The organism is uncultured Dietzia sp. (genome assembly GCF_937873725.1).
GTDB lineage: Bacteria > Actinomycetota > Actinomycetes > Mycobacteriales > Mycobacteriaceae > Dietzia.
This window is the reverse complement of sequence record NZ_CALMYY010000041.1, coordinates 1-26019: the sequence shown is the minus strand read 5'-3', so window position 1 is coordinate 26019 and position 26019 is coordinate 1. Positions and strand designations below refer to the sequence as shown.

Here is a 26019-nt window from a genome sequence, read left to right as displayed (position 1 = left end):
GGCCCCGGCCGGTGCGACCGCCGCCGTGGGTCAGCCCACGGGCGCCCCGGCCGGGCTCTCGCTCCGGTCCTCCACGTCCCCCGGATCCTGCTCCGGCGCCGTCCCGCCCTTGATCATCCAGATCACGGAGGCGAGCTCCTCCGGCTTGACCAGGACGTCGCGGGCCTTGGATCCCTCGGAGGGTCCCACGATGTCCCGCGACTCCATCAGGTCCATGAGGCGACCGGCCTTGGCGAACCCGACCCGGAGCTTGCGCTGGAGCATCGAGGTGGACCCGAATTGGCTCGAGACCACGAGCTCCACGGCGGCGAGCAGGTCGTCGAGGTCGTCGCCGATGTCGCCGTCGACGTCTTTCCTGGACTCCTCCTTCGCCGCGGTGACGGTGTCGTCGTAGTCCGGCTCCGCCTGGTTCTTGGCGTAGTCCACGACCGCGTGGATCTCCTCGTCGGTGATGAACGCGCCCTGCATGCGCACGGGCCGTGACGCGCCCATCGGGATGAAGAGCCCGTCGCCCATGCCGATGAGCTTCTCCGCGCCCGCCTGGTCGAGGATGACCCGCGAGTCGGTGAGCGACGAGGTGGCGAACGCGAGACGGGACGGGACGTTGGTCTTGATGAGGCCGGTGACCACGTCGACGGACGGGCGCTGGGTGGCCAGCACCAGGTGGATTCCGGCGGCGCGGGCCTTCTGGGTGATGCGGACGATCGCGTCCTCGATGTCGCGCGGAGCCGTCATCATGAGGTCCGCCAACTCGTCGACCACGGCCACGATGTACGGGTACGGGCGGTACACGCGCTCGCTGCCCGGAGGCGTCGTGATCACCCCCGACTTCACCCGCTCGTTGAAGTCGGTGATGTGTCGTACCCGCGTGGACTTCATGTCCTGGTAGCGCTGCTCCATCTCCTCCACGAGCCACGCCAGCGCGGCCGCCGCCTTCTTGGGCTGGGTGATGATCGGCGTGATGAGGTGCGGGATGCCCTCGTACGGGGTCAACTCGACCATCTTCGGGTCGACCAGGATCAGCCGGACCTCGTCCGGGGTCGCGCGGGTGAGCAGCGACACGAGCATGGAGTTGACGAAGCTGGACTTGCCCGAGCCGGTCGAGCCCGCGACCAGCAGGTGCGGCATCTTGGACAGGTCGGCGGTGACGAAGTCGCCCTCGATGTCCTTGCCCAGGCCGATGAGCATGGGATTCTGCTTGTTGGCGGTCTTGGGGTCGTTGAGGACGTCCGCCAGACGGACGAGTTCACGGTCGAGGTTGGGGACCTCGATGCCGACCGCCGACTTGCCGGGGATCGGGGCGAGGAGCCGCACGTTGTCGGTGGCCACCGCGTAGGCGATGTTGCGGTGCAGGGCCGTGATCTTCTCGACCTTCACGCCCGGACCGAGCTCGACCTCGTAGCGGGTCACCGTCGGGCCCCGGGTGAACCCGGTGACGGCCGCGTCGATCTTGAACTGCTCGAGGACGCCCTGGATGGCGTCGATCATCTGGTCGTTGGACTCGCTGCGCGCCTTGGGCGGGTCACCCGCGGTGAGCAGGCCCACCGGCGGCAGCGTGTACTCGACCCCGTTGAGCAGTTGCTTCTGCGAATCGAGCACCTCGGCGTCGCCGTCCGCCGCCGTGTGGGGCTGCGGGATGTCGGCCTGCGGCACCGCCGTGTCGACGGCGCGGGCAGCGGCGGCGACCGGGGTGCGGGGCGCGCGCCGGGTCCGCGCGGGGGGCTCGACGGGGACGTCCGGCGACTCGACCGGGGCGGTCGGGGGCTCGACGACGGGCTCGGCACCGGCGTCGGCCGCGGCGGGCATCTCGACGGTCCTGCCCGCGGTGGGGGTCTGCGACCACGCCGCCACGCGGCGACGCGGGCTCCGGCGGGGCGCGGGCTCCTGGGCCACCGGCGACCCGTCCCGGGCCAGCGGGTACGCGGTCGTGGCGTCCGGGTCGTCCCCGTATCCGACGCCCGGGTCGCGGGCGTAGCCGCGGTCCGCGTCACGGTCGGCGTCGGGGTCGTAGTCGTCGTGATCGACGATGTCACCCCTGCCGTCCCACCCGAAGAACCCCCGGACCATGCCCGGGATCTCGCGGGCCGGGCGACCGACCAGCACCAGGACGCCGAACGCCACCAGCAACAGCAGCAACGGCACGGCGACGAACACCGAGAGCCCCGCCTCGAGCGTGCCTCCGACGATCCGGCCGAGCACGCCGGCCCCCGAGCGGACACCCTGGGGATCCGCGGGCGATCCCGACCCCAGGTGCCACAGGCCGAGGACGCCCAGCCCCGTGATGGTCGTGCCGACGAGCCATCGGGAATGGACGTCGGGTCGCGGCTCCCTCGCCATCACGAGAACGCCCCAGCCGCCCACCAGCAACGGGAGGAGCGCACCGGGCGTGCCGACGACGGTGCGGATCCCGGTGTCGATCCACTGACCGACGGGCCCGGCGGCCCCGAACCACACGGCGCCCGCGAACACGATGGCGATGCCGACGAGAATCAGCCCGAGACCGTCTCGGCGATGCGGTGGCGCCACCTTGTCGTCGTCGCCGCCACCCAGGCCCCGGACTCCGTGGCCGACGCCCTTCGCCACGGCCGACCAGCCGCCACGCAGGCCACGACCCACCGCGCCGAACGCGCCGGAGGTGCGCTCGGGGGCCGGGGCGGCCGCGCGGGAGGTACCGCGGGTCCCCGTCCTGGGCGTCGAGACCACCGCGCCGCGACGGGAACCACCCCCACGGGACGACGGCGAGGCGGCCGCGGTCGATCGCTGCGCTCCCGACTTCGATGCCGGACGTCGGCCGCCGGGGGCACGGGGGGAGCGCGTGGTCGAACTGGATGCCATGGGCGTCACTCTATCGCCCCGGACCCCATTGGTAACAGCAGCCACACGGGTGGCGGGGGTTCAGAACCCCCGCGACACGGCCTTCACGGCGTCGATCCCCCGCTGCGCCCCCGAGATGTCCACGTCGACGGCGTCCCGCCCGAACGCCCACAGGAGCAGGTCGACCGGCGCGGCGGTGATGCCGACGACCGGGGCCAGCGCGGCCCCCGTCGACACGGTGCCGGCCCTGGTCGACCGGATCTCCGGCGGGGTCCGCAGCTCGATCCGTGCCGGGACCCGCCGGAGCGAGACCCTGCACAGGGTGGTGGCGATCGACCAGATACGGTCGAGGTCCTCGGCGTCGAAGTCCCGCGGGGTCCACCCCTCCCCCGCCCTGCGGACGTCCTCGTGGTGGACGAGGTACTCCGCGGCGTTGGCGACCCTGTCGACGTAGCGCAGCGGCGAGTACCACGGCGCGCCACCGCCGATCTTCCCGAGGAGTTCGTCCCACGGCCGTTCCGCCTCGCGGAGCCGGAGTTCCTCCATGCGTGAGGCGAGGACCGGCAGGACCACGCCGGCGGCCGCGTCGGGGCGGAACTCGCGCACCACGAGATGCGCGGCGAGGTCCCTCGTGGTCCACCCGTCGCACAGCGTCGGCGCCTCCGGCCCGGCGGCACGCATCGTCTCGACGAGAGCGGTGCGCTCCCTCCGGGCCAGAGTCGAGCGATCGCCGCTCACGCGTCTCAGCCCTCGGCGGGGACGGAGGTGATGACGGTCGGGACGATCATGGGCTTGCGACGCCACTTCTCGGCGACCCACTTGCCGACGGTGCGACGGACGGCCTGCGCGAGTCGGTACGGATCCGTCTCGCCCTCCCCTGCCAGGTCCCACAGGGCGTTCTCGACCAACTCGACGACCGGCGCGAGCGCGCCCGGCTCGTCGGTGAACCCCTTGGCGATGATCTGGGGCTTGCTCACCGGCCGACCGGTGCGGGGATCCACGACGACCGTGGCCACGATGAAGCCGTCCTCGCTCAGGGCGGTGCGGTCCGCCAGGACGGTGTCCCCGATATCGCCGGTGGACAGGCCGTCCACGTACAGGTGCCCGACGGGGATCTGGCCCACCGCGGTCGCCTTGCCGTCGACCAGATCCACGACCACACCGTTCTGCGCCAGGACCACGTTCTCCGCGGGGACGCCGGTCGCCACGGCCAACGCCCTGTTGGCACGCAGGTGACGCCACTCGCCGTGGACCGGCATGGCGTTCTTGGGGCGCACCGCGTTGTAGACGAAGAGCAGCTCGCCCGCGTCGCCGTGGCCGGAGACGTGGATGTTGGCCTCGCGACTGGTCACCACGTTCACGCCCATCTGGGACAGGCTGTTCTGCACGCTGAAGACCGGCTCCTCGTTGCCCGGGACGATCGACGAGGAGAAGAGGACGGTGTCGCCCTCGGAGAGGTTGATCTGGCGGTGTTCACGGCGGGCCATCCGGGAGAGGCCGGCCATGGACTCACCCTGGGTCCCGGTGGTCATCACGACGATCTTCTCGGACGGCAGCTTGGCAGCCGTGTCCATGTCGATGATCACGTTCTTGGGGTCGGTGAGCAGGCCCAGCTCGAGGGCGATCTCCATGTTGCGGATCATCGAGCGACCGGTGAGGGCCACCTTGCGGCCGTTCGCGGCGGCGGCCTCGAGGACGGACTGGACGCGGTAGACGTTGGAGGCGAAGCAGGCCACCACCACGAGCCTGCGGGCGTCGCTGATGAGCCGCTGCAGGGCCGGACCGACCTCGGACTCGGACCGACTGACGCCCGGCGTGGTGGCGTTGGTGGAGTCCAGCAGCAACAGGTCGATGCCCTCGTCGCCGAACCGCGCCATCTTGGCCAGGTCCGTGGGCCGCTTGTCCGTGGGCAGCTGGTCGAGCTTGATGTCGCCCGACATCATCACGGAGTTCCCGCCGGCGCGGACGACCACGCCCAGGCACTCGGGGATCGAGTGGTTGACGTCGAAGTAGCGGACCTCGAACGGTCCGAACGAGTTCACGCTCGACTCGTCGACCTCGTGGAAGACGGGCTTGATCCGGTGCTCGCGGCACTTGGCCGCCACCAGGGCCAGCGTGAACCTGGACCCGACCACCGGGATGTCCGGACGGAGCTTGAGGAGGAACGGGATCGCGCCGATGTGGTCCTCGTGGGCGTGGGTGAGGACCAACGCCTCGACCTTGGCGAGCCGGTCCTCGATGTGCCCGAAGTCCGGGAGGATGAGGTCGACGCCGGGCTCGGTGGCGCTCGGGAAGAGGACACCGCAGTCCACGATGAGCAGCTTCGAGTCGTACTCGAAGGTCATCATGTTGCGGCCGATCTCCGTGATGCCACCCAGCGCGACCAGGCGGAGCGCACCCTTGCGCGGCTTCGGCGGGCTGGGCATGCGGACGGTCATGTCCCCGCCCTGCATGGTCTTGACGCCACCGAACTCCGCCGTCGAGGTGGAGCCGGTCCCGCGTCCCCGACCACGGCCCCCGCGGCCGCCGCCCTGGTTTCCGCCACTCTGACCGCGGTTCTGGCCGCCGCCGCCCTGGTTTCCGCCGCCCTGGCTACCGCCCTGGCCTCCACCGGAGGAGGATCCCCGGCCGCGGCTGCGGGATCCACCCTTCGACGCATCCTGGTTCTGGTCCTGCTGGGCCTTCTCCTGCTGCCCCTTGTCCTGCTGGGCGCGTGACTTCTGGGGCTGCTCCTGGGCCGACCGGTCCCCGCCGCCGCTCGACGCGGGCGGGTCGGCGACGGGCGTGGGCTCGGTGAACTGCACCGCCGTGGCGGGGGCGGGCTCGCCGGAGGGGCGACCTGCCGCACGTCGGGTGCGACCGCGTCCGCGGCTGGTGGTGGGATTGTCCGTCATGTGATGACTCCTGCTCTGTGCAGCAGCGACGCCAGTGCGTCCCGCTGCTCGGTGGTGGGTGGTAACTGCGGGAGTCGCGGCACTCCGGCCGGGATCCCGAGAAGTTCGAGAGCTGCTTTGGACATCGACACGCCGCCGAGCGCCCGTTGGGCGTCGAACAGCGGGAGGAGCCCGAGGTTGATCCGTCGCGCGGTCTCGACGTCTCCGGACAGAAAGGCGTTGCGGAGTTCGACGAGCCGCCCAGCGGCGACGTGGCCGATCACGCTGACGACACCGCTCGCTCCGACGGCGAGCCAAGGAAGGTTGAGCTGGTCGTCTCCCGAGTAGTAGACGAGGTCACAGTGGGACATCACGGTGACGGCGTCGTGGAAATCGCCCTTGGCGTCCTTGACCGCCACGATGTTCGGGTGAGACGAGAGTCCGATGAGCGTGTCCGCCTGGATCGGCACCACGGACCGCGGTGGGATGTCGTAGAGCATCACCGGCCGGTCGGTGGCATCGGCGATCGCCCGGAAATGGGCGTCGAGTCCCGCCTGGGTGGGCTTGGAGTAGTACGGCGTCACCACGAGCATTCCGTGGGCACCGACCGACGCCGCCTGCCGTGCGAGGTGCACGGAATGGGCGGTGTCGTACGTCCCGACCCCGGCGACGATCGTCGCCCTGTCCCCCACCGTCGCCAGGACGGTCTCGAGGACCGCGACCTTCTCCGCATCGGTGGTGGTGGGTGACTCCCCCGTGGTCCCGGACACGACGAGACCGTCGCATCCCGTCTCCACGAGGTGTTCCGCGACACGAGCGACGGCCTTGAGGTCGACGAAACCGTCCGACCCGAAAGGGGTGACCATCGCCGTGAGCACCGTACCGAACGGAGCGGGTCGCCCGGATTCGGCGGAGGCCGTTTGGCCGACGGCCGTCGTCGGGCCCCCAGTGGTCACGTGTGTCATGGTCTCCCAGAGTACCCCCAGGGGATCGGTAGGCCCGATTCCGGCCCGGGGGTCCTCGTCATCCCTCCAGGACGTACGGGCTCACAGCGATCTCGGAACCGTCCTCGAGCGCCGCGATCTCGAAGTCGGAGAACACCGCCGGCGCGGCGTCGCGGAGCTGACGCAGGACGTCGATGGCCAGCCCGCGGATCTCCGTGTCGGCGTGTTCGGTGGCCCGCATCCCGATGAAGTGCCGCCACGACCTGTAGTTGCCCGTCACCACGATCCGCGTCTCCGTGGCGTTGGGCAGGACCGATCGCGCGGCCTGGCGGGCCTGCTTGTGTCGGAGCATGGGATTGGGGACGTCGGCGAACCTGTCCTCGAGCTTGGACAGCATCTCGGCGTAGGCGTCCCGGGACGCGTCGGTGGCCCGCCGGAAGATCTCCACCAGTTCCGGATCATCGGCGATCGCCGGCGGGGGCACGACCTTCGAGTCGTGCTCGGGGACGAAGCGCTGCGAGAGCTGACTGTAGGAGAAGTGCCGGTGACGGATGAGTTCGTGGGTGCACGACCGGGAGATCCCGGTGATGTAGAACGTCACGGTGGCGTGCTCGAACACCGACAGGTGACCCACCTCGAGGATGTGCCTGAGGTACCCGGCGTTGGTCGCGGTGCGCGGGTTGGGCTTGTCCCAGCTCTGGTAGCAGGCCCTCCCGGCGAACTCCGCCAGCGCGGATCCGCCGTCCGCGTCCGTGTCCCACCCGATCTCGTCGGGTGGGGTGAACGCGGTGTGCGCGACCATGCGGACCTGCCGCCGGACGAGCTCGGACATGATGTGTCTCCCTTGATCGCGTGAGGTTCGGCGGTTCAGCCGAGAAGATGTGCGGCGACGGTCGAGGCGACCTCGGACGCGGCGTCCAGGTCCCCCCGATCGGGCTCGCCGGTGAGCCGGACCGCGGGTGCGACCCGGCGCAGTCCCCACCCCGTCGTGATCCGTTCGACGGAGGTGACCGCCCCGGAGGTGTCGTCGTCCCCGTGCACGCAGAGCGCGTACGGGCGACCCGCGACGGCACCCTCGCAGGTGTAGTAGGTGCGGTCGAAGAAGTGCTTCAGGGCCCCGGACATGTAGCCGAAGTTGGCCGGCGTGAGCAGGACGTATCCGTCCGCCCGGAGGACGTGGTCGTCCGTCGTGGCCAGCGCCGGCACCGACTCGACCGCGACGCCCTCGAGGTCGGGGTGCGCGAGCCCGCCCTCGAGCGCCTCCAGGATGCGCCGCAGTCGCGGCGACGGCGCGTGATGGACCACCAGGACGGTGTTCACCGCGGCTCTCCGGTCGGCCGGGTCTCCGCCTCGCGCAGGGTGATGGCCACCCGCATCACTTCGCGGGCCCGGAGGCGGTCGCCCGCGTGGTCGTACGCACGGGCGAGCCGGTAGTTGGTCCGCCAGTCATCCGGGGCGGCCCGGTACTCGGCGCTGACCGCGTCGAACAGCGCGTCCGCGGCGGCGTGGTCGAGACGACCGGACGGGCGCCTGTCGAGCCCGGAGATGTCGAGTTCGATCCCCTCGGCGGACGCCGCCGCGGAGATCCGCTGCAGTTCCACACCGTTCCGCAGGATCGCCCACGTCGCCCACACACCGACGGCGGTGAGCAGGATGATGCCCACCCCGAGTCCCCGCATCGCGAGGTACTCCGAGCGGCTGATCATGGTCCACCCCAGGAAGAACAGGTAGCCGAAGGCCACCACCAACCCGACCGCGGTGAGGGCCATGACCAGGGGTTTGACGACTCTGTCCACGCCGGCTGCCTACAGATCCATGAAGGCGTCGAGCCCCACGGTCAGGCCGGGGGCGCCCGCGATCGAGCGGATCCCCAGGAGGACCCCCGGGGCGAACGAGGTCCTGTCGAGCGAATCGTGGCGGATGGTCAGGGTCTCCCCCTGGGTCCCCAGGAGGACCTCTTGGTGGGCGACCAGACCGGTCAACCGGACCGAGTGGACCCGCACCCCGTCGACCTCGGCACCGCGTGCGCCGTCCAGCTCGGTGGTGGTGGCGTCGGGAGCGGGGCCGAGCCCGGCCTCGGCGCGGGCGGCACCCATCATCTCGGCCGTCCGGTACGCGGTGCCCGAGGGGGCGTCGGCCTTGTTGGGGTGGTGCAGCTCGATGATCTCCGCCGACGGGAAGTACCTCGCCGCCTGGACGGCGAAGCGCATCATGAGGATCGCGCCGATGGCGAAGTTGGGGGCCACCAGCACCCCGGTGCCGGGGCTGGAGGCGAGCCACCGCCGCAGCCGGTCCAGGCGCTCGTCGGTGAAGCCGGTCGTCCCCACCACCGCGTGGATGCCGTGCGAGATGCAGAACTCCAGGTTCTCCATCACCACGTCGGGGTGGGTGAAATCGACGACCACCTCGGCGCCGGAGTCGACGAGCGCCTGCAGGCTGTCCCCCTGGTCCACCTCGGCGACGAGATCCATGTCGTCCGCAGCCCGGACGGCCTCGCAGATCGCCGTTCCCACCTTGCCGCGTGCACCCAGCACCCCGACCTTCGTCACCGTCATCGTCTCCTCCATGGTCGTCAAGCCGGTCACCAGCCTATCCGCCGACGGCGGCGAGCAATCCAGCCGCGCCGCCGTGGTCGTCGGGCATGCCCGGACCGACCGCCGCCAGACACCAGGGCGCGGGCTCGCCGAGCCAGTACGCCGCCACGTGGTCCCGCGACACGGCCCGGAGCCTGCCCAGCGACTCCTCCACGGTCACCACCGTGTCCCGGTCCAGGAGATGGCGGCCGATCCGGGTCATCCGCGACAGCGGGTCGTCCAACCCGAGCCTGATGGATCCGGTGAGATGCCCGACCGCCCGCTCGATCTCGTCGGTCCCGGGAGGGGCGGGGACCATCCCGGCCACCACATCGGCCACCGCCCCGCACAGTGCGTCGAAGCGTCCGACCGGGCTGCCCGCCACGACCGAGACCAGTCCGGTCGACCCGAACTGGTCCAGCGACGAATAGACGGTGTACGCGAGCCCCAGCTCCTCCCGCACACGCTGGAAGAGCCGCGAGCTCAGGCCCCCTCCCAGGACCGCGGTCGCGACCTGCGCGGCGGCGCGGTCGGGATGGTCGCGGGCCGGGGTCCTGCGGGCCAGGGCCAGGAGGACCTGTTCGGCGTCCTCGTCCTCCCCCACCAAGACCGACGACGACGCCCACCCCTGGAGCCCGACCGTCCGGACCGACCCCTCCGGCGCGGGGACCCCGTCGGCGAGGACGGCGGCCAGCGGACCCCCGGCGATGCGCCTGACCAGGTCATCGTGATCGATCCGGCCGGCCGCGGCCACCACCACGTCGCCGGCCCGCAGCACCCTCCGGTGGAAGGCCCGCAGCGTGTCGGCATCCAGTGACCGCACCGACTCCTCGGTTCCGATGATCGGCCGGGCGAGCGGGTCACCCCCGAGCACGGCACCGGTGACGAGCTCGCAGGCCAGGTCCTCCGGATCGTCACCGCGGCCGGCGAGTTCGTCGAGCACCACCTCGCGCTCGATCTCCACGTCCTCCGGCTCGCACGATCCGTTCGCGACCACGTCCACCAGGACGTCGACAGCCGTCCCGAGCCCCTCCGCCGGAACGTGGACGTGGTAGCAGGTGTGCTCGCGACCCGTGTAGGCGTTGAGGTCACCGCCCAACAGGTCGATCCGCTCGGACACCTCCCGCCCCGTCGCCGTGGTGGTCCGCTTGAACAGGACGTGCTCGAGGAAGTGGGCGGCACCGTGCTCGTCGGGCGCCTCGTCTGCGGAACCGGCCGCGATCCAGATCCCGACGGCGGCGGTGTGGCACCACGGAAGACTCTCCGTCACCACCCGCAACCCGGGGATCGACCGGTCCACACGGATCGTCGAACTCACGTCGCGAACTCCCTTCGAGCGATACGAGGCACGCACCCCGGGTGCGGGGTGCGTGCCTCGTGGGGTGCCGGGAGCCGTCGCGGCCCCCGGCGGTGGATCAGTTGTCGTCGTTCCCGGCGTCGGCGGCCGGCTCCGCAGCGGCCGACTCGTCGCCGACCGGGATGAGGCTGATCTTGCCGCGGTTGTCGATATCCGCGATCTCGACCTGCATCTTGTCGCCGACGTTGACCACGTCCTCGACCTTGCCGACCCGCTTGCCCTGGCCCAGCTTGGAGATGTGGACCAGGCCGTCACGGCCCGGGAGCAGGGAGAGGAACGCGCCGAACGGGGCGGTCTTGACGACGGTGCCGAGGAAGCGCTCGCCGACCTTGGGCAGCTGCGGGTTGGCGATCGCGTTGATCTTGTCGATCGCGGCCTGGGCGGAGTCGCCGTCGGTGGCACCGATGTACACGGTGCCGTCGTCCTCGATCGACACGGAGGCGCCCGTCTCCTCCGTGATCGAGTTGATCATCTTGCCCTTGGGCCCGATCACCTCTCCGATCTTGTCGACCGGCACCTTGATCGCGATGATGCGCGGCGCAAACGGGCTCAGCTCGTCCGGCTCGTCGATCGCCTCGGCCATCACGTCCAGGATGGTCAGCCGGGCCTCGCGGGCCTGGGTCAGCGCCCCGGCCAGGACCTCGGACGGGATCCCGTCGAGCTTGGTGTCCAGCTGGAGGGCGGTGACGAACATGCCCGTGCCGGCGACCTTGAAGTCCATGTCGCCGAACGCGTCCTCGGCGCCGAGGATGTCGGTGAGGGCCACGTAGCGGGTCTCGCCGTCGACCTCGTCGGAGACCAGGCCCATCGCGATGCCCGCGACGGGGGCCTTGAGGGGCACGCCGGCGTTGAGCAGTGACAGGGTGGAGGCGCAGACCGACCCCATGGAGGTCGAGCCGTTGGAGCTGAGGGCCTCGGAGACCTGCCGGATGGCGTAGGGGAACTCCTCGACGCTCGGCAGGACCGGCATGAGCGCCCGCTCCGCGAGCGCACCGTGACCGATCTCGCGACGCTTCGGAGAGCCCACCCGACCGGTCTCGCCGGTGGAGTACGGCGGGAAGTTGTAGTGGTGCATGTAGCGCTTGCTGGTCTCCGGACCGAGCGAGTCGATCTGCTGGGCCATCTTCACCATGTCGAGCGTGGTGACGCCGAGGATCTGGGTCTCGCCACGCTCGAACAGCGCCGAGCCGTGGGCGCGCGGGATGACCTCGACCTCGGCGGACAGCGCACGGATGTCGCGCGTGCCGCGTCCGTCGATCCGGAAGTGGTCGGTGAGGATGCGCTGGCGGACGATCTTCTTGGTGAGCGACTTGAAGGCGGCGCCGATCTCCCCGGCGCGGCCCTCGAAGCGCTCGCCGAGCGCGGCCAGGACCTCGGCCTTGAGCGCGTCGGTGGCGCCGTCGCGCTCCTGCTTGTCGGCGACGGCCATGATCTCGCCCAGCTTCGCCTCCGCGACCTCGGAGACGGCGGCGAACGCGTCGTCCTGGTAGGGCGGGAACAGCGTGAACTCGCGCGCCTCGGTGGGCGCGGCGGTGGCCAGCGCCTGCTGCGCGGCGCACAGCTCGGCGATGAACGGCTTCGCGGCCTCGAGGCCCTGCGCCACGACGTCCTCGGTGGGTGCCTGGGCGCCACCGGCGATCTTCTCGATGACGTTGCCGGTGGCCTCGGCCTCGACCATCATGATCGCCACGTCGGCGCTGTCACCCGAACCGACGACGCGACCGGCGACGACCATGTCGAAGACGGCGTCGGAGAGCTGCTCGACGGTCGGGAACGCGACCCACTGCCCGGCCGGGTCGGCGGCCGTCGGGATGAGGGCGATCCGCACGCCGCCGACGGGCCCCGAGAACGGGAGGCCGGACAGCTGCGTGGACGCGGAGGCGGCGTTGATCGCCACGACGTCGTAGAGGTCCTTGGGGTCGAGGCTCATGACGGTCACGACGACCTGGACCTCGTTGCGGACACCGTCGGCGAACGTCGGGCGCAGCGGCCGGTCGATGAGGCGGCACGTGAGGATGGCGTCGGTGCTCGGCCGGCCCTCACGCCGGAAGAACGAGCCGGGGATGCGGCCCGCGGCGTACATGCGCTCCTCGACGTCCACCGTGAGGGGGAAGAAGTCGAAGTGCTCCTTGGGGTGCTTGCCCGCCGTGGTGGCAGACAGCAGCATCGTGTCGTCGTCCAGGTACGCGACGACCGCGCCGGCGGCCTGCTTGGCCAACCGTCCGGTCTCGAAGCGCACCTCGCGGCGACCGAAGTCGCCGTTGTCGATGGTCGCTACGGTCTCGAAGACTCCGTCTTCGACCTCGACGGCCGTGATCTCTGGCATGTGTAGTCCTGTCCTGTCGGTGACTGGGGGCCTCTGGGCGGATCTCTTCCGCCGGGCCGCCGGGCCACACGCCAGGAACGTCCCGGTTCGACCTCGGTCTTCGATCGAAGCAGCCGGAACCGGTGCCCCTCCCAGGGGAACCCGCCGTTCCGGCGGCCACTACCGAGGACCGTCAATCGGACCTGTCGACGCCCGGTACGTGCGCACCGGCCGTGTCCAGGCTACCAGGGAAAACGCCCCGGGTCACCGGGGCGCACCGGGGTACCGCCCCCGGAAAGCACTGTTCCCCGCCCTCGGGGAGGACGGGGAACGGCGGCCGGGACGCGACGGTGGGGTCAGCGACGCAGACCGAGGCGCTCGATGAGCGTGCGGTAGCGCGCGATGTCGACCTTCGCGATGTACTTGAGCAGACGACGCCGGCGGCCGACCAGGAGGAGCAGTCCGCGACGGGAGTGGTGGTCGTGCTGGTGGGTCTTGAGGTGCTCGGTGAGCTGGGTGATCCGCTTGGTGAGCATGGCGATCTGGGCCTCGGGCGAGCCGGTGTCGGTCTCGTGGATCCCGTACTCGGCCAGAACGGCCTTCTTCTCTTCGGTGCTCAACGCCATGGGTGTCTCCTGGTTGTTCCAGTCCGCGAAAATGTAGGACCCCGCCGCCGCGAACCGCAGCCGGGCCGAGTGGAGACGCTACCAGGCGGGACGCGGGCGAGCCCAATCCCCCGAGCTCGAGCCCCGCGGTCAGGCGTCGGCGCCGTCGGCCGCGAGGACCGTGCGGGTCCGCGCGACGTCGCGGTCCATGGCCACCAGCAGCTCGTCGACCGAGGTGAACTTCTCCATGTCCCTGACGTGGTCGACGAAGTCCACCGCGGCGACGCGCCCGTAGAGGTCGGCCGACTCGTCCAGCACGAACGCCTCGACGCTGCGCACCGCGTCGCCGAACGTGGGGTTGGTGCCCACGGAGATGGCCGCGGGGTAGCGGCGGCCGGGGACGATCGTCCCGTCGACCGGATGGTCGTCGAGGAGGGTGAACCAGCCCGCGTACACACCGTCCACCGGGATCGCCGTGTACTCGGGCAGGTCGAGGTTCGCCGTGGGGTACCCGAGATCGCGACCGCCGCGTCCGGCGCCGTGGACGACGACCCCGGACACCCGGTGCGGTCGGCCGAGGATCGTCGCCGCACCCGCGACGTCGGCGTCCGAGATCAGGCGCCGGATCCGAGACGACGATATGGGTTCCCCGTCCGATTCCAGCAGGTCCACCACCCGCACCTCGATCCCCCGGTCGGCGCAGAGCTCGCGCATCACCCCCGGGGTGCCGGCGGCGCGGCGCCCGAACGTGAAGTTGCTGCCGACGGTGACGGAGCGGCTGCCCAGCCCCTCGACCAGGACCCTGTCCACGAACTCGTCGGGCTCCCACGAGGCCATCCCGGCGTCGAAGGGCAGGGCGAACACCGCGTCCATGCCGAACTCCCCCGCCAGCTCCGCGCGCCGCTCGAGCGGCGTCAGGACCAGCGGGTGGGTCCCCGGCCGGATCACCTCCACCGGGTGCGGGTCGAACGTCACCAGCACCGGGCTCGCTCCGAGATCACGCGCCGAACCGACCGCGTGGTCGACGAGGCCGCGATGACCCCGGTGGAGTCCGTCGAACACCCCCAGTGCGACGGAGGTCCCGCCGTCAGGGATCACGATCTCGTCGAACGTCCGCCACAGCTGCACGGCGACAACCTTACGCCCGGGGTTCACAGCCCCGCCGGTCGCATGACCACGACCGGAGCGGCCCGCTGCCCCGACTCGGTGACCAGTGCCGCGACCCGTCCGTCGGGCCCCACCGCCGCCGTCACCCCCCGATCGCCGCGGGCCTCGAGCCACCGCCCGTGCCGCAACCCCTCCGCCTCGTCGGCGTCGACGTCACGACGGGGGAAGGCGATCAGTGCGGCGGCGTCGAGATCCAGGGACAGCCGGGGGTCGGACTCCAGCTGGTCGAGGGTCCTGGCCGCGTCGAGCCCGAAGGGACCGACGGCCGTGCGGCGCAGCGCGGTGAGGTGGCCGCCCACCCCGAGGGTGGAACCGAGGTCACGCGCCAGCGCGCGGATGTAGGTGCCGGTGGAACAGTCGACGACGACGACGAGGTCCACCACCGCGCCCGTCCGCGTGCGCTCGAGGACCTCGAAGCGCGAGATCGTCACCGGCCGCGACGGGAGCCGGACCTCCTCCCCCGACCGCACCCTGTCGTAGGCGCGGCGGCCGTCCACCTTGATCGCGCTCACGGCGGACGGGACCTGGTCGATCCGCCCGGTCAGCCCCGCCACCCCGGCGTCGATCGCCTCGTCGGTCACCCCGGAGGCGTCCACCCGCGCGGTGACCTCCCCCTCCGCGTCGTCGGTGGTGGTGGTCTCGCCGAGTCGGATGGTGGCCTCGTAGGACTTGGTCTCCAACGCGAGCAGCCCGAGCAGCTTGGTGGCCCGCTCGATGCCCACCACCAGCACCCCGGTGGCCATCGGGTCGAGGGTGCCGGCGTGCCCGACCTTGCGGGTGCCGAAGTACCGGCGCAACCGTCCCACCACGTCGTGGCTGGTCATCCCCCCGGGTTTGTCGACCACCACCAGTCCGGGATCGGGGGCGGGACGGGGGTCGGGTCTGCGCGGTGTCACGGGGCCACGTTATCCACACCGGCGGGCCGGAGCACGATCGCCGAGACGACGTAGCCGTCGCGGACGGCCCACCGACCCCGGAACTCGACCAGATCCGGTCCCCCGTCCACCGCGTGCGGGTCCACCAGGATCCGGGACCGCAGCACGCCGCCGACCACCTCGTCGTCGTCCCCGTCCGGCACCAGGGTGATGTGCGCGTCGGCGAACCCCAGCCACCGACGGGTGAGCGGGAACCACGCCTTGTACGTGGCCTCCTTGGCCGTGAACAGCACCTTGTCCCAGTGCACGGACGGCACCTCCCCGGTGGCGGCGCGCACCCACGCCGCCTCCTCCGGCAGGGCCACCGCGTCGAGGACACCGTCCCCCAACGGCCCGTGCGGCTCCACGTCCAACCCCAGCGACCGGACCCGGGCGGACGGCGCCAACGCCGCCGCGCGCAGGCCGTCGGTGTGGGTGAGCGTGCCCACCACACCCGCGGGCCACACCGGCATGCCCCGGCCACCCCGGGTGATCGGTACCGGCGGCAGGCCCATCCGGTCCATCGCCTCGCGCGCGCAGGCCCGGGCCGCCGCGAACTCGATCCGGCGGCTCTCCACCGCCCGGCCGATCTGCTCGGCCTCGGAGGGGTACAGGGAGTCGAGGGCGGCCGCGTCGTCGAGACCCAACTCGTCGAACGTCACCGCCACCACGTCCCCGGGCAGTACGTCGCGGATCATCGCTCCTCCTCCAGGTCCGGCCCGGTGTCCCCGGGTCGGGCGATCCTCGGCATCCCGTCGTCGCCGCGGATCCACCGCACCTGCGGGAGTTCCGGGGCGGGCAGGATCTGCCGGGCCAGCGGATCGGGCCGACCGCGCGCCCCCCACTCCCGCGGGTAGCCCAGGGAGACCTCGTCGAACCGGACGCGGTCGTGGACGGTGGTGCGGGGGATGTGCAGGTGCCCGTACACGCAGGCCACCGCCCGGTATCGGCGGTGCCAGTCCGAGGTCTGCTCCGTTCCGCACCACAGCGCGAAGTCGGGGTGGCGCAGGACCTCGGTGGGCCCCCGCAGTAGCGGCCAGTGATTGACCAGGACGGTCGGGTGCGCGGGGTCGAGCGCGGCGAGCCTGGTGGTCGTGGCCACCAGCCGCTCGCGGCACCAGGCCACCGCGTCCGGGTAGGGGGCGGTGTCGATGAGGAACTCGTCGGAGGCCACCACCCGACGCTCGCGGGCACCGGCCAGGGCGACGGACCGCGACTGGCCGGGCTCGCGCGTCCAGGAGTAGTCATAGAGCAGGAACATCGGCACGACCCACGCCGGCCCGCCGGGACCGGTCCACAACGGGTACGGGTCCTCGGGGGTGTCGACGCCGATCGACCGGCACGCGTCCACCAGGCGGTCGTACTTGGCGGGGGAGGTGATCCCCGCGTCGTCGCGCCCGATCCACAACTCGTGGTTGCCCGGCACCCAGATCACCCGCTCGAACGCCGCCGCCAGCCGCTCGAGGGCGTCGATCACGTGGTCGGTCTTCTCCGCGACGTCGCCCGCTACGATGAGCCAGTCCCCCGGATGCGAGGGCCGGATGTCCCCGAGGACGTCGGAGTTGCCCCGGTGGCCGACGTGGAGGTCGGACACCGCGCGCAGGCTCGGGTGATCGGTCATGCCGTGGCCTGCTCCCGGGTGGGCCCGGACGGCGTCTCCGCCCCCAGCACCAGCCACCGGTCGCCCCGGACCCGCGAGGCCACCGCGACCAGACGCAACGCCACGAACGCGCCCATCCCCCACCAGATGCCGGCGAGTCCCCAGCCGTAGTGCCTGGTGGCGAGGAGCACCGGGAGGAAGCCGAGCAGCGCCGCGAGCACGGTGGTGGTGCGCAGGAAGGCGGCGTCGCCCGCCCCCAGGAGGACGCCGTCGAGGCCGAAGACCAGGGCGGCGGGCACCACCACGACGGCCATGCCCAGCAGCGCCACCACGAGCCGGTCGGCGACCTGCGCATCGCCCGAGAGCAGGGCGGACATCGGGGAGCGGAACACGGTGGTGAGCAGGGCGAGCGCGACCCCCAGACCCAGCGACCACAGGACCACGGCCCGGACCAGGGCCCTGCCCTGCGCGGCGAGCCCGGCACCCAGCGCCGCACCCACGAGGGACTGCGCGGCGATCGCGACCGAATCCAGGAGGAGGGCGTAGAGCGCCCACATCTGCTGCGCGAGGTGATGGGCCGCGAGCGACTCGACCCCGGCCGCGGCGGCCGCGGTGGTGGCCACGGCGAAGGTCACCTGGAAGGACGCCGTCCGGATCACCAGGTCGACACCCAGACGGAGCTGGCTGACGATCACGGTCACGCGCGGGCGCAGGGAGCCCTCGTGCTCCAGCACCAGGGCCGCGAGGAACCCGCCCGCCATGACCACCTGACCCGCGAGGTTGGACCACGCGCTGCCCACCAGGCCGAGGGAGGGGGCGGGGCCGAGCCCCGGGACCAGGACCACGCACCCCAGGGTGGAGAGCCCGATCCCCACCCCGACCAGCACCAGCGGCGTCCGGAATCGCTGCACCCCCCGCATCCAGCCGTGGCCGGCGGACGCCACGAGGATGCACGGGATGCCCCACACCGCCACCCGGAGCCACGCGGAGGCGTCCGCGGCCACCTGTGCGTCCGCGGCGAGCACCCGGGTCAACGGCCCCATCAGCGCGGACACGGTCCCGACCACCACCAGCCCCACCGACAGCGCGATCCAGGTGGCCTGGACGCCCTCGGCCACCGCGTCGGCCCGCCGACCGGCACCGTGGAGCCGGGCCGCGCGCGCGGTGGTCCCGTACGAGAGGAAGTTCATCTGGGTGCCCAACACCAGGAGCACGAGCGCACCGACGCCCAGCGCCGCGAGGTCCCCCGCCCCCTGCCTGCCCACGACGATCCCGTCGACCAGCAGGTAGAGCGGCTCGGCGGCGAGCACGGGAAGGACGGGCAGCGCGATCGACCACAACCGGCGGCCGAGTCGGCCCACCCCCACGGACCGGTCGTCGGGCACCTCAGCCGAGGAGGTCACGGAGCCTCGCGGAGACGTCGCCGAGTCCCCCCCGCATCGTGCACCCGGCCGCCGCGGGGTGCCCGCCACCGCCCAGGGCCGCGGCCACGGCCGAGACGTCCACCGCTCCGCCGCGGGACCGCAGCGACACCGCCCACTCCCCCGGACGGAACTCCTTGAGCAGGACCGCCACGTGAGCCTCGCGTACCCCCTGGAGGTGCGACACGATCGACTCGACGTCCGCCTCCTCCGCGGTCGCGATCACCGCGTGGGGAACGTGCAGCCACACCGCGCCCCGACCGCCCACCGCGGACGCCTCGAGACGGACCGAGGCCAGCAGACCGCCCAGGACGGGGAGCCAGGAGAACGGGTGTGCGTCGAGCAACGCGAAGCCGAGGTCGATCGACTCCGCGCCCGCGGCGAGCAGGCGCCGGGCCGTGTCGTGAGAGCCCGGACCGCCCCAGCGGAAGGAGCCGGTGTCGGTCACCAGACCGGCGTAGAGGCTCGTCGCCACGTCGGCGTCGATCTCGTAGCGCCCGGCGTCGAGGATGTCCAGGACGAGGGACGCGGTCGACGCCGCGCCCGGGTCCAGGAGGAGGTGCGACCCGAACCCGGGGTTGGACCCGTGATGGTCCACCACGAGGACCTCCGTGGCGGCGTCGGCGAGCGGCGTCCAGTCACCGGCACGGTCCGCGCTGGCGCAGTCCAGCGTCACCACGAGACCACGGTGCAGGGGCACCTCACCCAGCGGGATCACGTGCTCCGTGCCCGGGATCACCCGGAGGGCGTCCGGGACGATCCCGGGATCGAAGGAGTGGTGGACGGTGACGCCCCGCGAACGCAGCGCCCGGGCCAGACCCGCGGAGCTGCCGAGGGCGTCGGCGTCGGGCCGGATATGGCAGAGGACGGTCACCTCGCGGTGCCGGGCCAGCACCTCGGCCGCGCCGCCGGCGTCCACCAGGGCGGTCACCGGTCGTCGTCCTCCGGTGACGCCGCCTCCTCGTCCCTCCGATAGGGGTCCTCGTCACCCGCCGGGCGCGCGCCCTCCGCCACGCGGCGGACCATCTCGTCCTGCGCGCGGGCCTTGGCCAGCAACTCCTCCATCTGGCGCGCCGCATCCGGCACGGAATCCAGCACGAAGGTCAGCTCGGGGGTGAACTTGACCCCGGTCTGCCTGCCCACCATCGTCCGGAGCCGTCCCCGGGCCGTGGCGAGGGCGTCCTCCGCGGCCTCGAGGTCGGGTTCCTCGTCGAGAGTCGTCCCGCGGACCGTGTAGTACAACGTCGCCACCCGGAGATCGGCGGTGATCCTGGAGTCCGTGATGGTGATGAACTCCAGACGCGGATCCTTGATCTCGTGTTCGATCGCCGTCGCGACGATCTCCCCGATCCGCTTGCCGAGCCGTCCGGCCCGTCCCTTACCGGCCATGGCGATCCTCCTAGACGTGGCGCGGTCGCCGTGCGACCGCTTCTTCCCCAGCATGCCGTGGGGGCAGGCCCGTGCACCACGGAACCTGCCCCCACTAGTGTCACCGTCGACGTCAGTCGCGCGGCTTCTCGACGAGCTCGTAGGTCTCGATGACGTCGCCGATCTTGATGTCGGAGTACGTCACCGTCAGGCCACACTCGAAGCCCTCGCGGACCTCTGTCGCGTCGTCCTTCTCGCGGCGCAGTGAGGAGACGGTCATCTCCTCGACCACGACGTTGCCGTCGCGGATGAGCCGCGCCTTGGCGTTGCGACGCATGATGCCGTCGAGCACCATGCAGCCCGCGATGTTGCCCACCTTGGAGGAGCGGAACATGTTGCGGATCTCCGCCTGTCCGAGCTTCTTCTCCTCGTAGATCGGCTTGAGCATGCCCTTGAGCGCGCTCTCGATCTCGTCGATCGCCTGGTAGATGATCGAGTAGTACCGGATGTCCACGCCCTCGCGGTTGGCAAGCTCTGTGGCCTTGCCCTCGGCTCGGACGTTGAACCCGATGATCACGGCGTCGGAAGCCGTCGCCAGGTTGACGTTGGTCTCGGTCACCGCGCCGACTCCGCGGTCGATGACGCGCAACTGCACCTCGTCGTCGACCTCGATACCCATGAGGGCCTCTTCGAGGGCCTCGACCGTACCGGAGTTGTCGCCCTTGATGATGAGGTTGAGCTGGCTCGTCTCCTTGAGGTGCGAATCCAGGTCCTCGAGGCTGATCCGGCGGCGGCTGCGCGCGGCCATCGCGTTGCGCTTGCGCGCGTTGCGGCGGTCGGCGATCTGCCGGGCCGTGCGGTCCTCGTCGACGACCATCAGGGTGTCGCCGGCGCCACAGACGCTGGTCAGGCCGATGACCTGGACCGGACGCGACGGGGTCGCCTCCTTGACGTCCTCGCCGTGCTCGTCGACCATCCGGCGGACCCGGCCGTACGCGTCACCCGCGACGATCGAATCGCCGACCCGCAGGGTGCCGCGCTGGATGAGCACCGTCGCGACAGGGCCGCGGCCACGGTCGAGGTGCGCCTCGATCGCGACGCCCTGGGCGTCCATGTCCGGGTTGGCCCGGAGGTCCAACGACGCATCCGCGGTGAGGACGACGGCCTCGAGCAGCGAATCGATGTTGAGACCCTGCTTGGCGGAGATGTCGATGAACATGGTGTCACCGCCGTACTCCTCCGGCACGAGGCCGTACTCGGTCATCTGGCCGCGGATCTTGTCGGGCTGCGCACCCTCCTTGTCGATCTTGTTGACCGCCACCACGATCGGCACGTCGGCCGCCTGCGCGTGGTTGATCGCCTCGACCGTCTGCGGCATCACGCCGTCGTCCGCCGCGACCACGATGATCGCGATGTCCGTCGACTTGGCACCGCGGGCACGCATGGCGGTGAACGCCTCGTGACCGGGGGTGTCGATGAAGGTGATCGTGCGGTCGTATCCGTCGACCGGAACCGTGACCTGGTAGGCGCCGATGTGCTGGGTGATGCCACCGGCCTCACCCTCGCCGACCTTGGCGGACCGGATGCTGTCGAGCAACCGGGTCTTGCCGTGGTCGACGTGACCCATCACGGTGACGACCGCGGGGCGGATCTCGAGATCGTCCTCGCCGCCCTCATCCTCACCGAAGGACAGGTCGAACGAGTCGAGCAGCTCACGGTCCTCGTCCTCGGGGCTGACGACCTGGACCTTGAAGCCCATCTCCTCGCCGAGGAGCTGCAGCGTCTCCGGGGTGACGGACTGCGTCGCGGTGACCATCTCCCCCAGGTTGAACAGCGCCTGGACCAGCTGGGACGGGTTGACGTCGATCTTGTCCGCGAAGTCGCTCAGCGAGGCACCCTGCGCGAGGCGCAGGACCTGGCCGCGACCATCCGGCAACCGGACGCCGCCGACCTCGGGGGCCCGCATCGAGTCATATTCCTGACGCTTCTGCCGCTTGGACTTGCGGCCCCTGCGGGGCGCGCCGCCGGGGCGACCGAACGCACCCGCGGCACCGCCGCGACCACGGTTACCGCCACCGCCACCCGGGCGACCGCGGAAACCGCCGCCTCCGGCCGCGGGAGCGCCGGTTCCGCCGCCGCCACCGGGGCGGAAGCCTCCGCCACCCGGCCGGCCGGCCGGCCCGCCCGGGCGACCGCGACCGGCCGCGGGACGCGCGACCTGACCGGGCATCTGGCCGGGACTGGGACGCGGCGGCATGTTGCCGGGCGCCGGACGGGGACCGCCCTGACCCGGGGCACCCGGACGCTGCGGCGGACGGGGACCGCCCTGACCAGGCGCGCCCGGACGGGCACCCCCGGGACGGGGACCGCCCTGGCCGGGTGCCGGGCGGGCGCCGCCCTGCGGACGCGGCGCAGGAGTGGTCCCGCTCGAGTACGGGTTGTTGCCGACTCGCGGAGCCTTGGGGCCGGGCTTCGGACCCGCAGGACGCGGGCCGGGAGCCGGACGCGACGCGGCGGGAGCCGCCGGGGCGTCGGGAGCCGCCTCCGGGGCGGGCCGCTCGGCGGCAGGCTGCGGCGTCGGCGTCGGCGCCGGAGCCGCAGGCCTGGCACCCGGGGTGGGCCGCTCGGCCGCGGGGGGCTGCGGCGCCGGTGACGGGGCCGGAGCCGCGGGCCTGGCGCCCGGGGTGGGCCGCTCGGCGGCGGGCTTGGGTGCCGCCTTGCGCGGATCCGCCCCCGGACGGGGGCCGGGAGCCGGCTTGGACGCCGCGCCGGGCTTCGGCGCGCTGGATCCACCCGTCGCGGGCGCGGCCGGTGCGGCGTCGGTGCCGCCGTCGGCCGGCGCGTGCGACTGGCGGAGGCGCCGGACGACCGGGGCCTCGAGTGTCGACGACGCGGATTTGACGAACTCTCCCTGATCGCGGAGTTTCGTCAGAAGTTCTTTACTGGTGATACCGAACTCTTTTGCCAGCTCGTGTACCCGGGGCTTGCCTGCCACTGCTCTCCTCACTGCGAGGTCTCCACGGCAGGGCTGGCCGCGCGACCTCGGTCTACATTCGATGGACGTTCATCGCTGGAGCTTCACGGTGTTCTCATCGTGTCTGGTCCGTTCCTCTTCTTGTGCTCCCCCTACCGGCCATTGTGGCCGGCGGGTGGTCTCGTGCCCGGGACGACGAGAGTCCCGACCACCTCCGAGATCGCGTCCTGGGACACGTTCCCGGCGACGCGCAAGGCCCTGATGAAGGCCCTGCGGTCGAGTGCTGTCGCGATGCACCGCTGGTCGCGGTGCACCCAGGCTCCTCGTCCCTCCGCCCGACGGCGGGGGTCCGGCAAGAGAGCCGCCGTCTCCGGATCGTGAACGATCCGGAGTAGCCGGGAATCTGAATCCCGACTTCGGCAGCCGACGCAGGTCCTGATCGGACCCGGCACTCCGGCGTGACCGTCCTGCTGGTTCTTGACCACCCGCAAATCGGCCGCCTCGGTATCTCGCCGTCCCGCCCGGCGAGGCCGGGTGGACGTGAAGTCACTGTGACAACTGCTCAGTCTACAGGCTGCACGGCGTGAGCACTAACGGCGCGCCCGACCGCGTGGTCGGGCGCGCGGCGGGACTCACTCCGCGTCACTGTGGATGTCGATGCGCCACTGGGTCAGGCGGTGGGCCAGGCGGGCGTTCTGGCCCTCCTTCCCGATCGCCAGCGAGAGCTGATAATCCGGGACCACCACGCGGGCAGCCCGGAGGTCGGCGTCCGCGACCGTCACGGAGATGACCTTGGCGGGCGAAAGCGCGTTCCCGACGAACACCGTGGGGTCCTCGTCGTAGTCCACGATGTCGATCTTCTCGTCGTTCAACTCCGCCATCACCGCTCGGACGCGAGCCCCGTTCGGGCCGATGCACGCCCCCTTGGCGTTGAGCCCCGACACGGTCGTCTCGACGGCGATCTTCGTCCGGTGCCCGGCCTCGCGCGCGATCGCCGCGATGCGGACCGACCCGTCCCCGATCTCGGGGACCTCGAGCGCGAACAGCCCGCGGACCAGGTCCGGGTGGGTGCGGGAGAGGGAGACCGAGGCGCCGTGCGGCCCCTTGTGCACGCCCACGACGTGGCACTTGATGCGCTCGCCGTGACGGTAGGTCTCGCCCGGCACCTGCTCGGCCGGCGCGATCGTGCCCTCGGTTCCCCCGTTCTCCGGTCCGATGTGAACCACGACGATTCCGCGGGCGTTGGCGCGGGAATCCGACTGGATGACGCCGCTGACCACCTCCCCCTCGCGCGCGACCAGGTCGCCGTAGATCCGCTCCGTCTCGGCCTCGCGGAGCCTCTGGAGGATGATCTGACGAGCCGTCGACGCGGCAACCCGCCCGAAGTCGGACGGGGTGGCGTCGAACTCGCCGATCCTGTTTCCCTCGTCGTCGACCTCGGCGGCCATGACCGCCACGGTCCCGGCCTTGCGGTTCAACTCGATGCGGGCGACCCGATGGGCGTCCTCGGTCCGCTTGTACGCGGTGAGCAGTGCATTCTCCAGCGTCCGCACCAGGTCGTCGAGCGGGATCTCCCGCTCCTGGGACAGCATGTTCAGGGCCGCCATGTCGATGTTCAACTGTTCTCTCCTTCTCGCACGCCACGTCCGGGGTTCTCGGGCTCCGTGAGGAGGGCGAGTTCATCCGCCGGCGCGGGCTGGAACTCCACCCGGATCACCGCGCGGGCCATGTCTTCCAACGCTACCGAGTCGACCCGCATCCCACGACCCGACCTCGAGACGAGCCGCACCGAACCGGCCTCCTCGTCCAGATCGCCGACCCGTCCGCGGGCGGGTCCGTCGACGCCGTCGACGTAGGAGACGTCGACCTGGCGTCCGCGGGCCCGTCGCCAGTGCCGCGGCTGCTCCAGGGGCGCGTCCACCCCGCGGCTGGTCACCTCGAGGGTCACGGCGCGTTCGGGCCCGCCCCAGGCCTCCGCGACGGAGTCGAACGCGGAGGACAGTTCCGCGAGGTCGTCGAGCGAGACCCCCCTGTCACCATCGACCACGACGACGACCTGCCAGGTGGTCGACCGGGAATCCTCCCGGATCTCCTCGAGTTGGAGACCACGGTCGGAGACCGTCTTGCTGATGTGGGCCCTGTCGGGCTCGGGGACGATCACGATGCTCCTGGCGTCGGTACTGGTGACTCCCGATCCGGGTCTGCGGTCGGGCCGGATCACTGTACCGCCTCCACCCCGCAGGCCCCGCCCCCTGGCAGGATGTCGTGGTGCCCCTTTCCGCCCCCGCTCCCCTGTCGCGACGCCGGTTCGTCGGCCTGACCGCCGGCGTCGGCGGGCTCGTGGCCGCCGGAGGCTGCACGCCGCCCCGGGCGGCCGACGAGCCGGACCCCCTCCAGCAGCTGGCCGACGCCGCCGAACGAGATGCGCGGGAGCTCGCCGCCGCGGACGCCACCCACGGGGAGGACGTGGCGCGGCTCCGCCGGATCGCCGACGCCAGACGGACGCAGGCCGAGCGGTTGTCCGCCGAGATCCGCCGGCTCGCGCCCGAGGGGACGGCCGAGGGGACGGCCGAGACCGGACCGCCCCCGGTCTGCCCGCCCATCGGACAGGTGCGCGCGCGGATGCGCGACGACGCCAGACGCGCCGGGGAGGTCGCGGAGTCCTCGCGGGGATACCGTTCCGAGCTCGCGGCCTCGGTGTCGGCGGCCTGCACCGCGGCGCTCGAGGTGGTGCTCGCGTGACCACGCCGCCCGGGCTCGCGGCCGAGGACGCCGCCGTCTACGGCTACGGTCTCGTGCTCGCCGGCGCCGACGCCGGGATCCGAGCGGCGGTGCGACGGGAGCTCGCCGCCCACCGTGCCCGCCGCGATGCCGCCGAGAGGCTGTGGCCCGGCGCCGCCCCTGCGCCGGTCGGCTATCTCACGGCGCCCGACGTCTCGACCTCTCCGGTCCTGCTGGCCATCCGGCTGGAATCGGACTGCTGCGAGGCGTGGCGGGGGGGGGGCGGGGGCGGGGGGAACCCCCCGGGGCGCAGGTTTTTCCTTGCGGGCCCCAACCCCGCCCCTGTGGCGACCGCGCGCCGGGCGGCGTTCTCCCCCGGGGGG

At 71.9% G+C, this 26019-nt stretch carries 24 protein-coding genes; 2 read left to right on the top strand and 22 right to left on the bottom strand.

Annotation, left to right across the window (positions count from 1 at the left end; all coding sequences use genetic code 11):
- Window positions 1–30 precede the first annotated feature (30 nt).
- The 22 genes from Q0444_RS03635 to Q0444_RS03530 all read right to left on the bottom strand — a co-directional run bounded on the left by Q0444_RS03635 (window position 31) and on the right by Q0444_RS03530 (window position 25076).
- A complete protein-coding gene (locus tag Q0444_RS03635; RefSeq protein ID WP_291084892.1) occupies window positions 31–2835 on the bottom strand; it encodes a DNA translocase FtsK in 2805 nt (934 codons plus the stop codon).
- Between the two features lie 60 nt (window positions 2836–2895).
- Window positions 2896–3552: a TIGR03085 family metal-binding protein gene (locus Q0444_RS03630; RefSeq protein WP_291084895.1), complete on the bottom strand. Its 657-nt coding sequence runs from the start codon at window positions 3550–3552 to the stop codon at window positions 2896–2898.
- 5 nt (window positions 3553–3557) lie between these two features.
- Complete coding sequence (locus tag Q0444_RS03625) at window positions 3558–5708, bottom strand: ribonuclease J (RefSeq protein WP_291084898.1); 2151 nt, start codon at window positions 5706–5708, stop codon at window positions 3558–3560.
- Complete coding sequence (gene dapA, locus Q0444_RS03620; protein ID WP_291084901.1) at window positions 5705–6652, bottom strand: 4-hydroxy-tetrahydrodipicolinate synthase; 948 nt, start codon at window positions 6650–6652, stop codon at window positions 5705–5707. The genes Q0444_RS03625 and dapA overlap by 4 nt, the downstream gene beginning before the upstream one ends.
- Before the next feature lie 58 nt (window positions 6653–6710).
- On the bottom strand, window positions 6711–7463 hold the full coding sequence (gene thyX, locus Q0444_RS03615; RefSeq protein WP_291084904.1) for an FAD-dependent thymidylate synthase: 753 nt from the start codon (window positions 7461–7463) through the stop codon (window positions 6711–6713).
- A gap of 35 nt (window positions 7464–7498) precedes the next feature.
- Window positions 7499–7951: a flavodoxin family protein gene (locus Q0444_RS03610; protein ID WP_291084907.1), complete on the bottom strand. Its 453-nt coding sequence runs from the start codon at window positions 7949–7951 to the stop codon at window positions 7499–7501.
- Entirely contained in the window at window positions 7948–8427 is a 480-nt protein-coding gene (locus Q0444_RS03605; RefSeq protein ID WP_291084910.1) for a hypothetical protein, read from the bottom strand. Before Q0444_RS03605 ends, Q0444_RS03610 begins: the two co-directional genes overlap by 4 nt.
- Before the next feature lie 9 nt (window positions 8428–8436).
- Entirely contained in the window at window positions 8437–9186 is a 750-nt protein-coding gene (gene dapB / locus Q0444_RS03600; RefSeq protein ID WP_291084913.1) for a 4-hydroxy-tetrahydrodipicolinate reductase, read from the bottom strand.
- 34 nt (window positions 9187–9220) lie between these two features.
- Window positions 9221–10522 (bottom strand): pitrilysin family protein, encoded by a 1302-nt coding sequence (locus Q0444_RS03595; protein ID WP_291084916.1) that lies wholly within the window; start codon window positions 10520–10522, stop codon window positions 9221–9223.
- Between the two features lie 97 nt (window positions 10523–10619).
- Window positions 10620–12887: a polyribonucleotide nucleotidyltransferase gene (locus Q0444_RS03590; RefSeq protein ID WP_299021498.1), complete on the bottom strand. Its 2268-nt coding sequence runs from the start codon at window positions 12885–12887 to the stop codon at window positions 10620–10622.
- 335 nt (window positions 12888–13222) lie between these two features.
- The gene (gene rpsO / locus Q0444_RS03585; protein WP_291081751.1) at window positions 13223–13492 is read right to left on the bottom strand and encodes a 30S ribosomal protein S15; all 270 of its coding nucleotides are present in this window, start codon (window positions 13490–13492) and stop codon (window positions 13223–13225) included.
- Between the two features lie 129 nt (window positions 13493–13621).
- Complete coding sequence (locus Q0444_RS03580; RefSeq protein ID WP_291081753.1) at window positions 13622–14599, bottom strand: bifunctional riboflavin kinase/FAD synthetase; 978 nt, start codon at window positions 14597–14599, stop codon at window positions 13622–13624.
- Window positions 14600–14622: 23 nt separating this feature from the next.
- Window positions 14623–15534, bottom strand: coding sequence for a tRNA pseudouridine(55) synthase TruB (gene truB / locus Q0444_RS03575; protein WP_291081755.1), 912 nt, complete (start codon window positions 15532–15534; stop codon window positions 14623–14625).
- Complete coding sequence (locus tag Q0444_RS03570; RefSeq protein WP_299021489.1) at window positions 15531–16250, bottom strand: 4'-phosphopantetheinyl transferase; 720 nt, start codon at window positions 16248–16250, stop codon at window positions 15531–15533. The genes truB and Q0444_RS03570 overlap by 4 nt, the downstream gene beginning before the upstream one ends.
- A complete protein-coding gene (locus Q0444_RS03565) occupies window positions 16247–17173 on the bottom strand; it encodes a metallophosphoesterase (protein ID WP_291081759.1) in 927 nt (308 codons plus the stop codon). The genes Q0444_RS03570 and Q0444_RS03565 overlap by 4 nt, the downstream gene beginning before the upstream one ends.
- Window positions 17170–18555, bottom strand: a complete 1386-nt coding sequence (locus Q0444_RS03560; protein ID WP_291081761.1) for an MATE family efflux transporter — start codon at window positions 18553–18555, stop codon at window positions 17170–17172. Before Q0444_RS03560 ends, Q0444_RS03565 begins: the two co-directional genes overlap by 4 nt.
- Complete coding sequence (locus Q0444_RS03555; RefSeq protein ID WP_291081763.1) at window positions 18539–19504, bottom strand: bifunctional oligoribonuclease/PAP phosphatase NrnA; 966 nt, start codon at window positions 19502–19504, stop codon at window positions 18539–18541. Before Q0444_RS03555 ends, Q0444_RS03560 begins: the two co-directional genes overlap by 17 nt.
- Window positions 19501–19962 carry a 30S ribosome-binding factor RbfA gene (gene rbfA / locus Q0444_RS03550; protein WP_299021483.1) on the bottom strand — a complete coding sequence of 154 codons (462 nt, stop codon included), beginning with the start codon at window positions 19960–19962 and terminating at the stop codon, window positions 19501–19503. The genes Q0444_RS03555 and rbfA overlap by 4 nt, the downstream gene beginning before the upstream one ends.
- Before the next feature lie 112 nt (window positions 19963–20074).
- Complete coding sequence (gene infB, locus Q0444_RS03545) at window positions 20075–22936, bottom strand: translation initiation factor IF-2 (RefSeq protein ID WP_299021480.1); 2862 nt, start codon at window positions 22934–22936, stop codon at window positions 20075–20077.
- A 131-nt stretch (window positions 22937–23067) separates the two neighbouring features.
- Window positions 23068–23367, bottom strand: a complete 300-nt coding sequence (locus Q0444_RS03540; protein ID WP_291081816.1) for a YlxR family protein — start codon at window positions 23365–23367, stop codon at window positions 23068–23070.
- 180 nt (window positions 23368–23547) lie between these two features.
- Entirely contained in the window at window positions 23548–24534 is a 987-nt protein-coding gene (nusA, locus tag Q0444_RS03535; RefSeq protein ID WP_291081772.1) for a transcription termination factor NusA, read from the bottom strand.
- Window positions 24531–25076, bottom strand: a complete 546-nt coding sequence (locus Q0444_RS03530) for a ribosome maturation protein RimP (RefSeq protein ID WP_291081774.1) — start codon at window positions 25074–25076, stop codon at window positions 24531–24533. The genes nusA and Q0444_RS03530 overlap by 4 nt, the downstream gene beginning before the upstream one ends.
- A gap of 107 nt (window positions 25077–25183) precedes the next feature.
- On the opposite strand from Q0444_RS03530, the gene Q0444_RS03525 reads away from it, so the two are divergent.
- Both Q0444_RS03525 and Q0444_RS03520 read left to right on the top strand, forming a co-directional pair.
- A complete protein-coding gene (locus Q0444_RS03525; protein WP_291081776.1) occupies window positions 25184–25657 on the top strand; it encodes a hypothetical protein in 474 nt (157 codons plus the stop codon).
- Window positions 25654–26019 (top strand): DUF4439 domain-containing protein (locus tag Q0444_RS03520; RefSeq protein ID WP_299021472.1); only part of this gene is annotated, 366 nt, incomplete at its 3' end. The genes Q0444_RS03525 and Q0444_RS03520, both read left to right, overlap by 4 nt.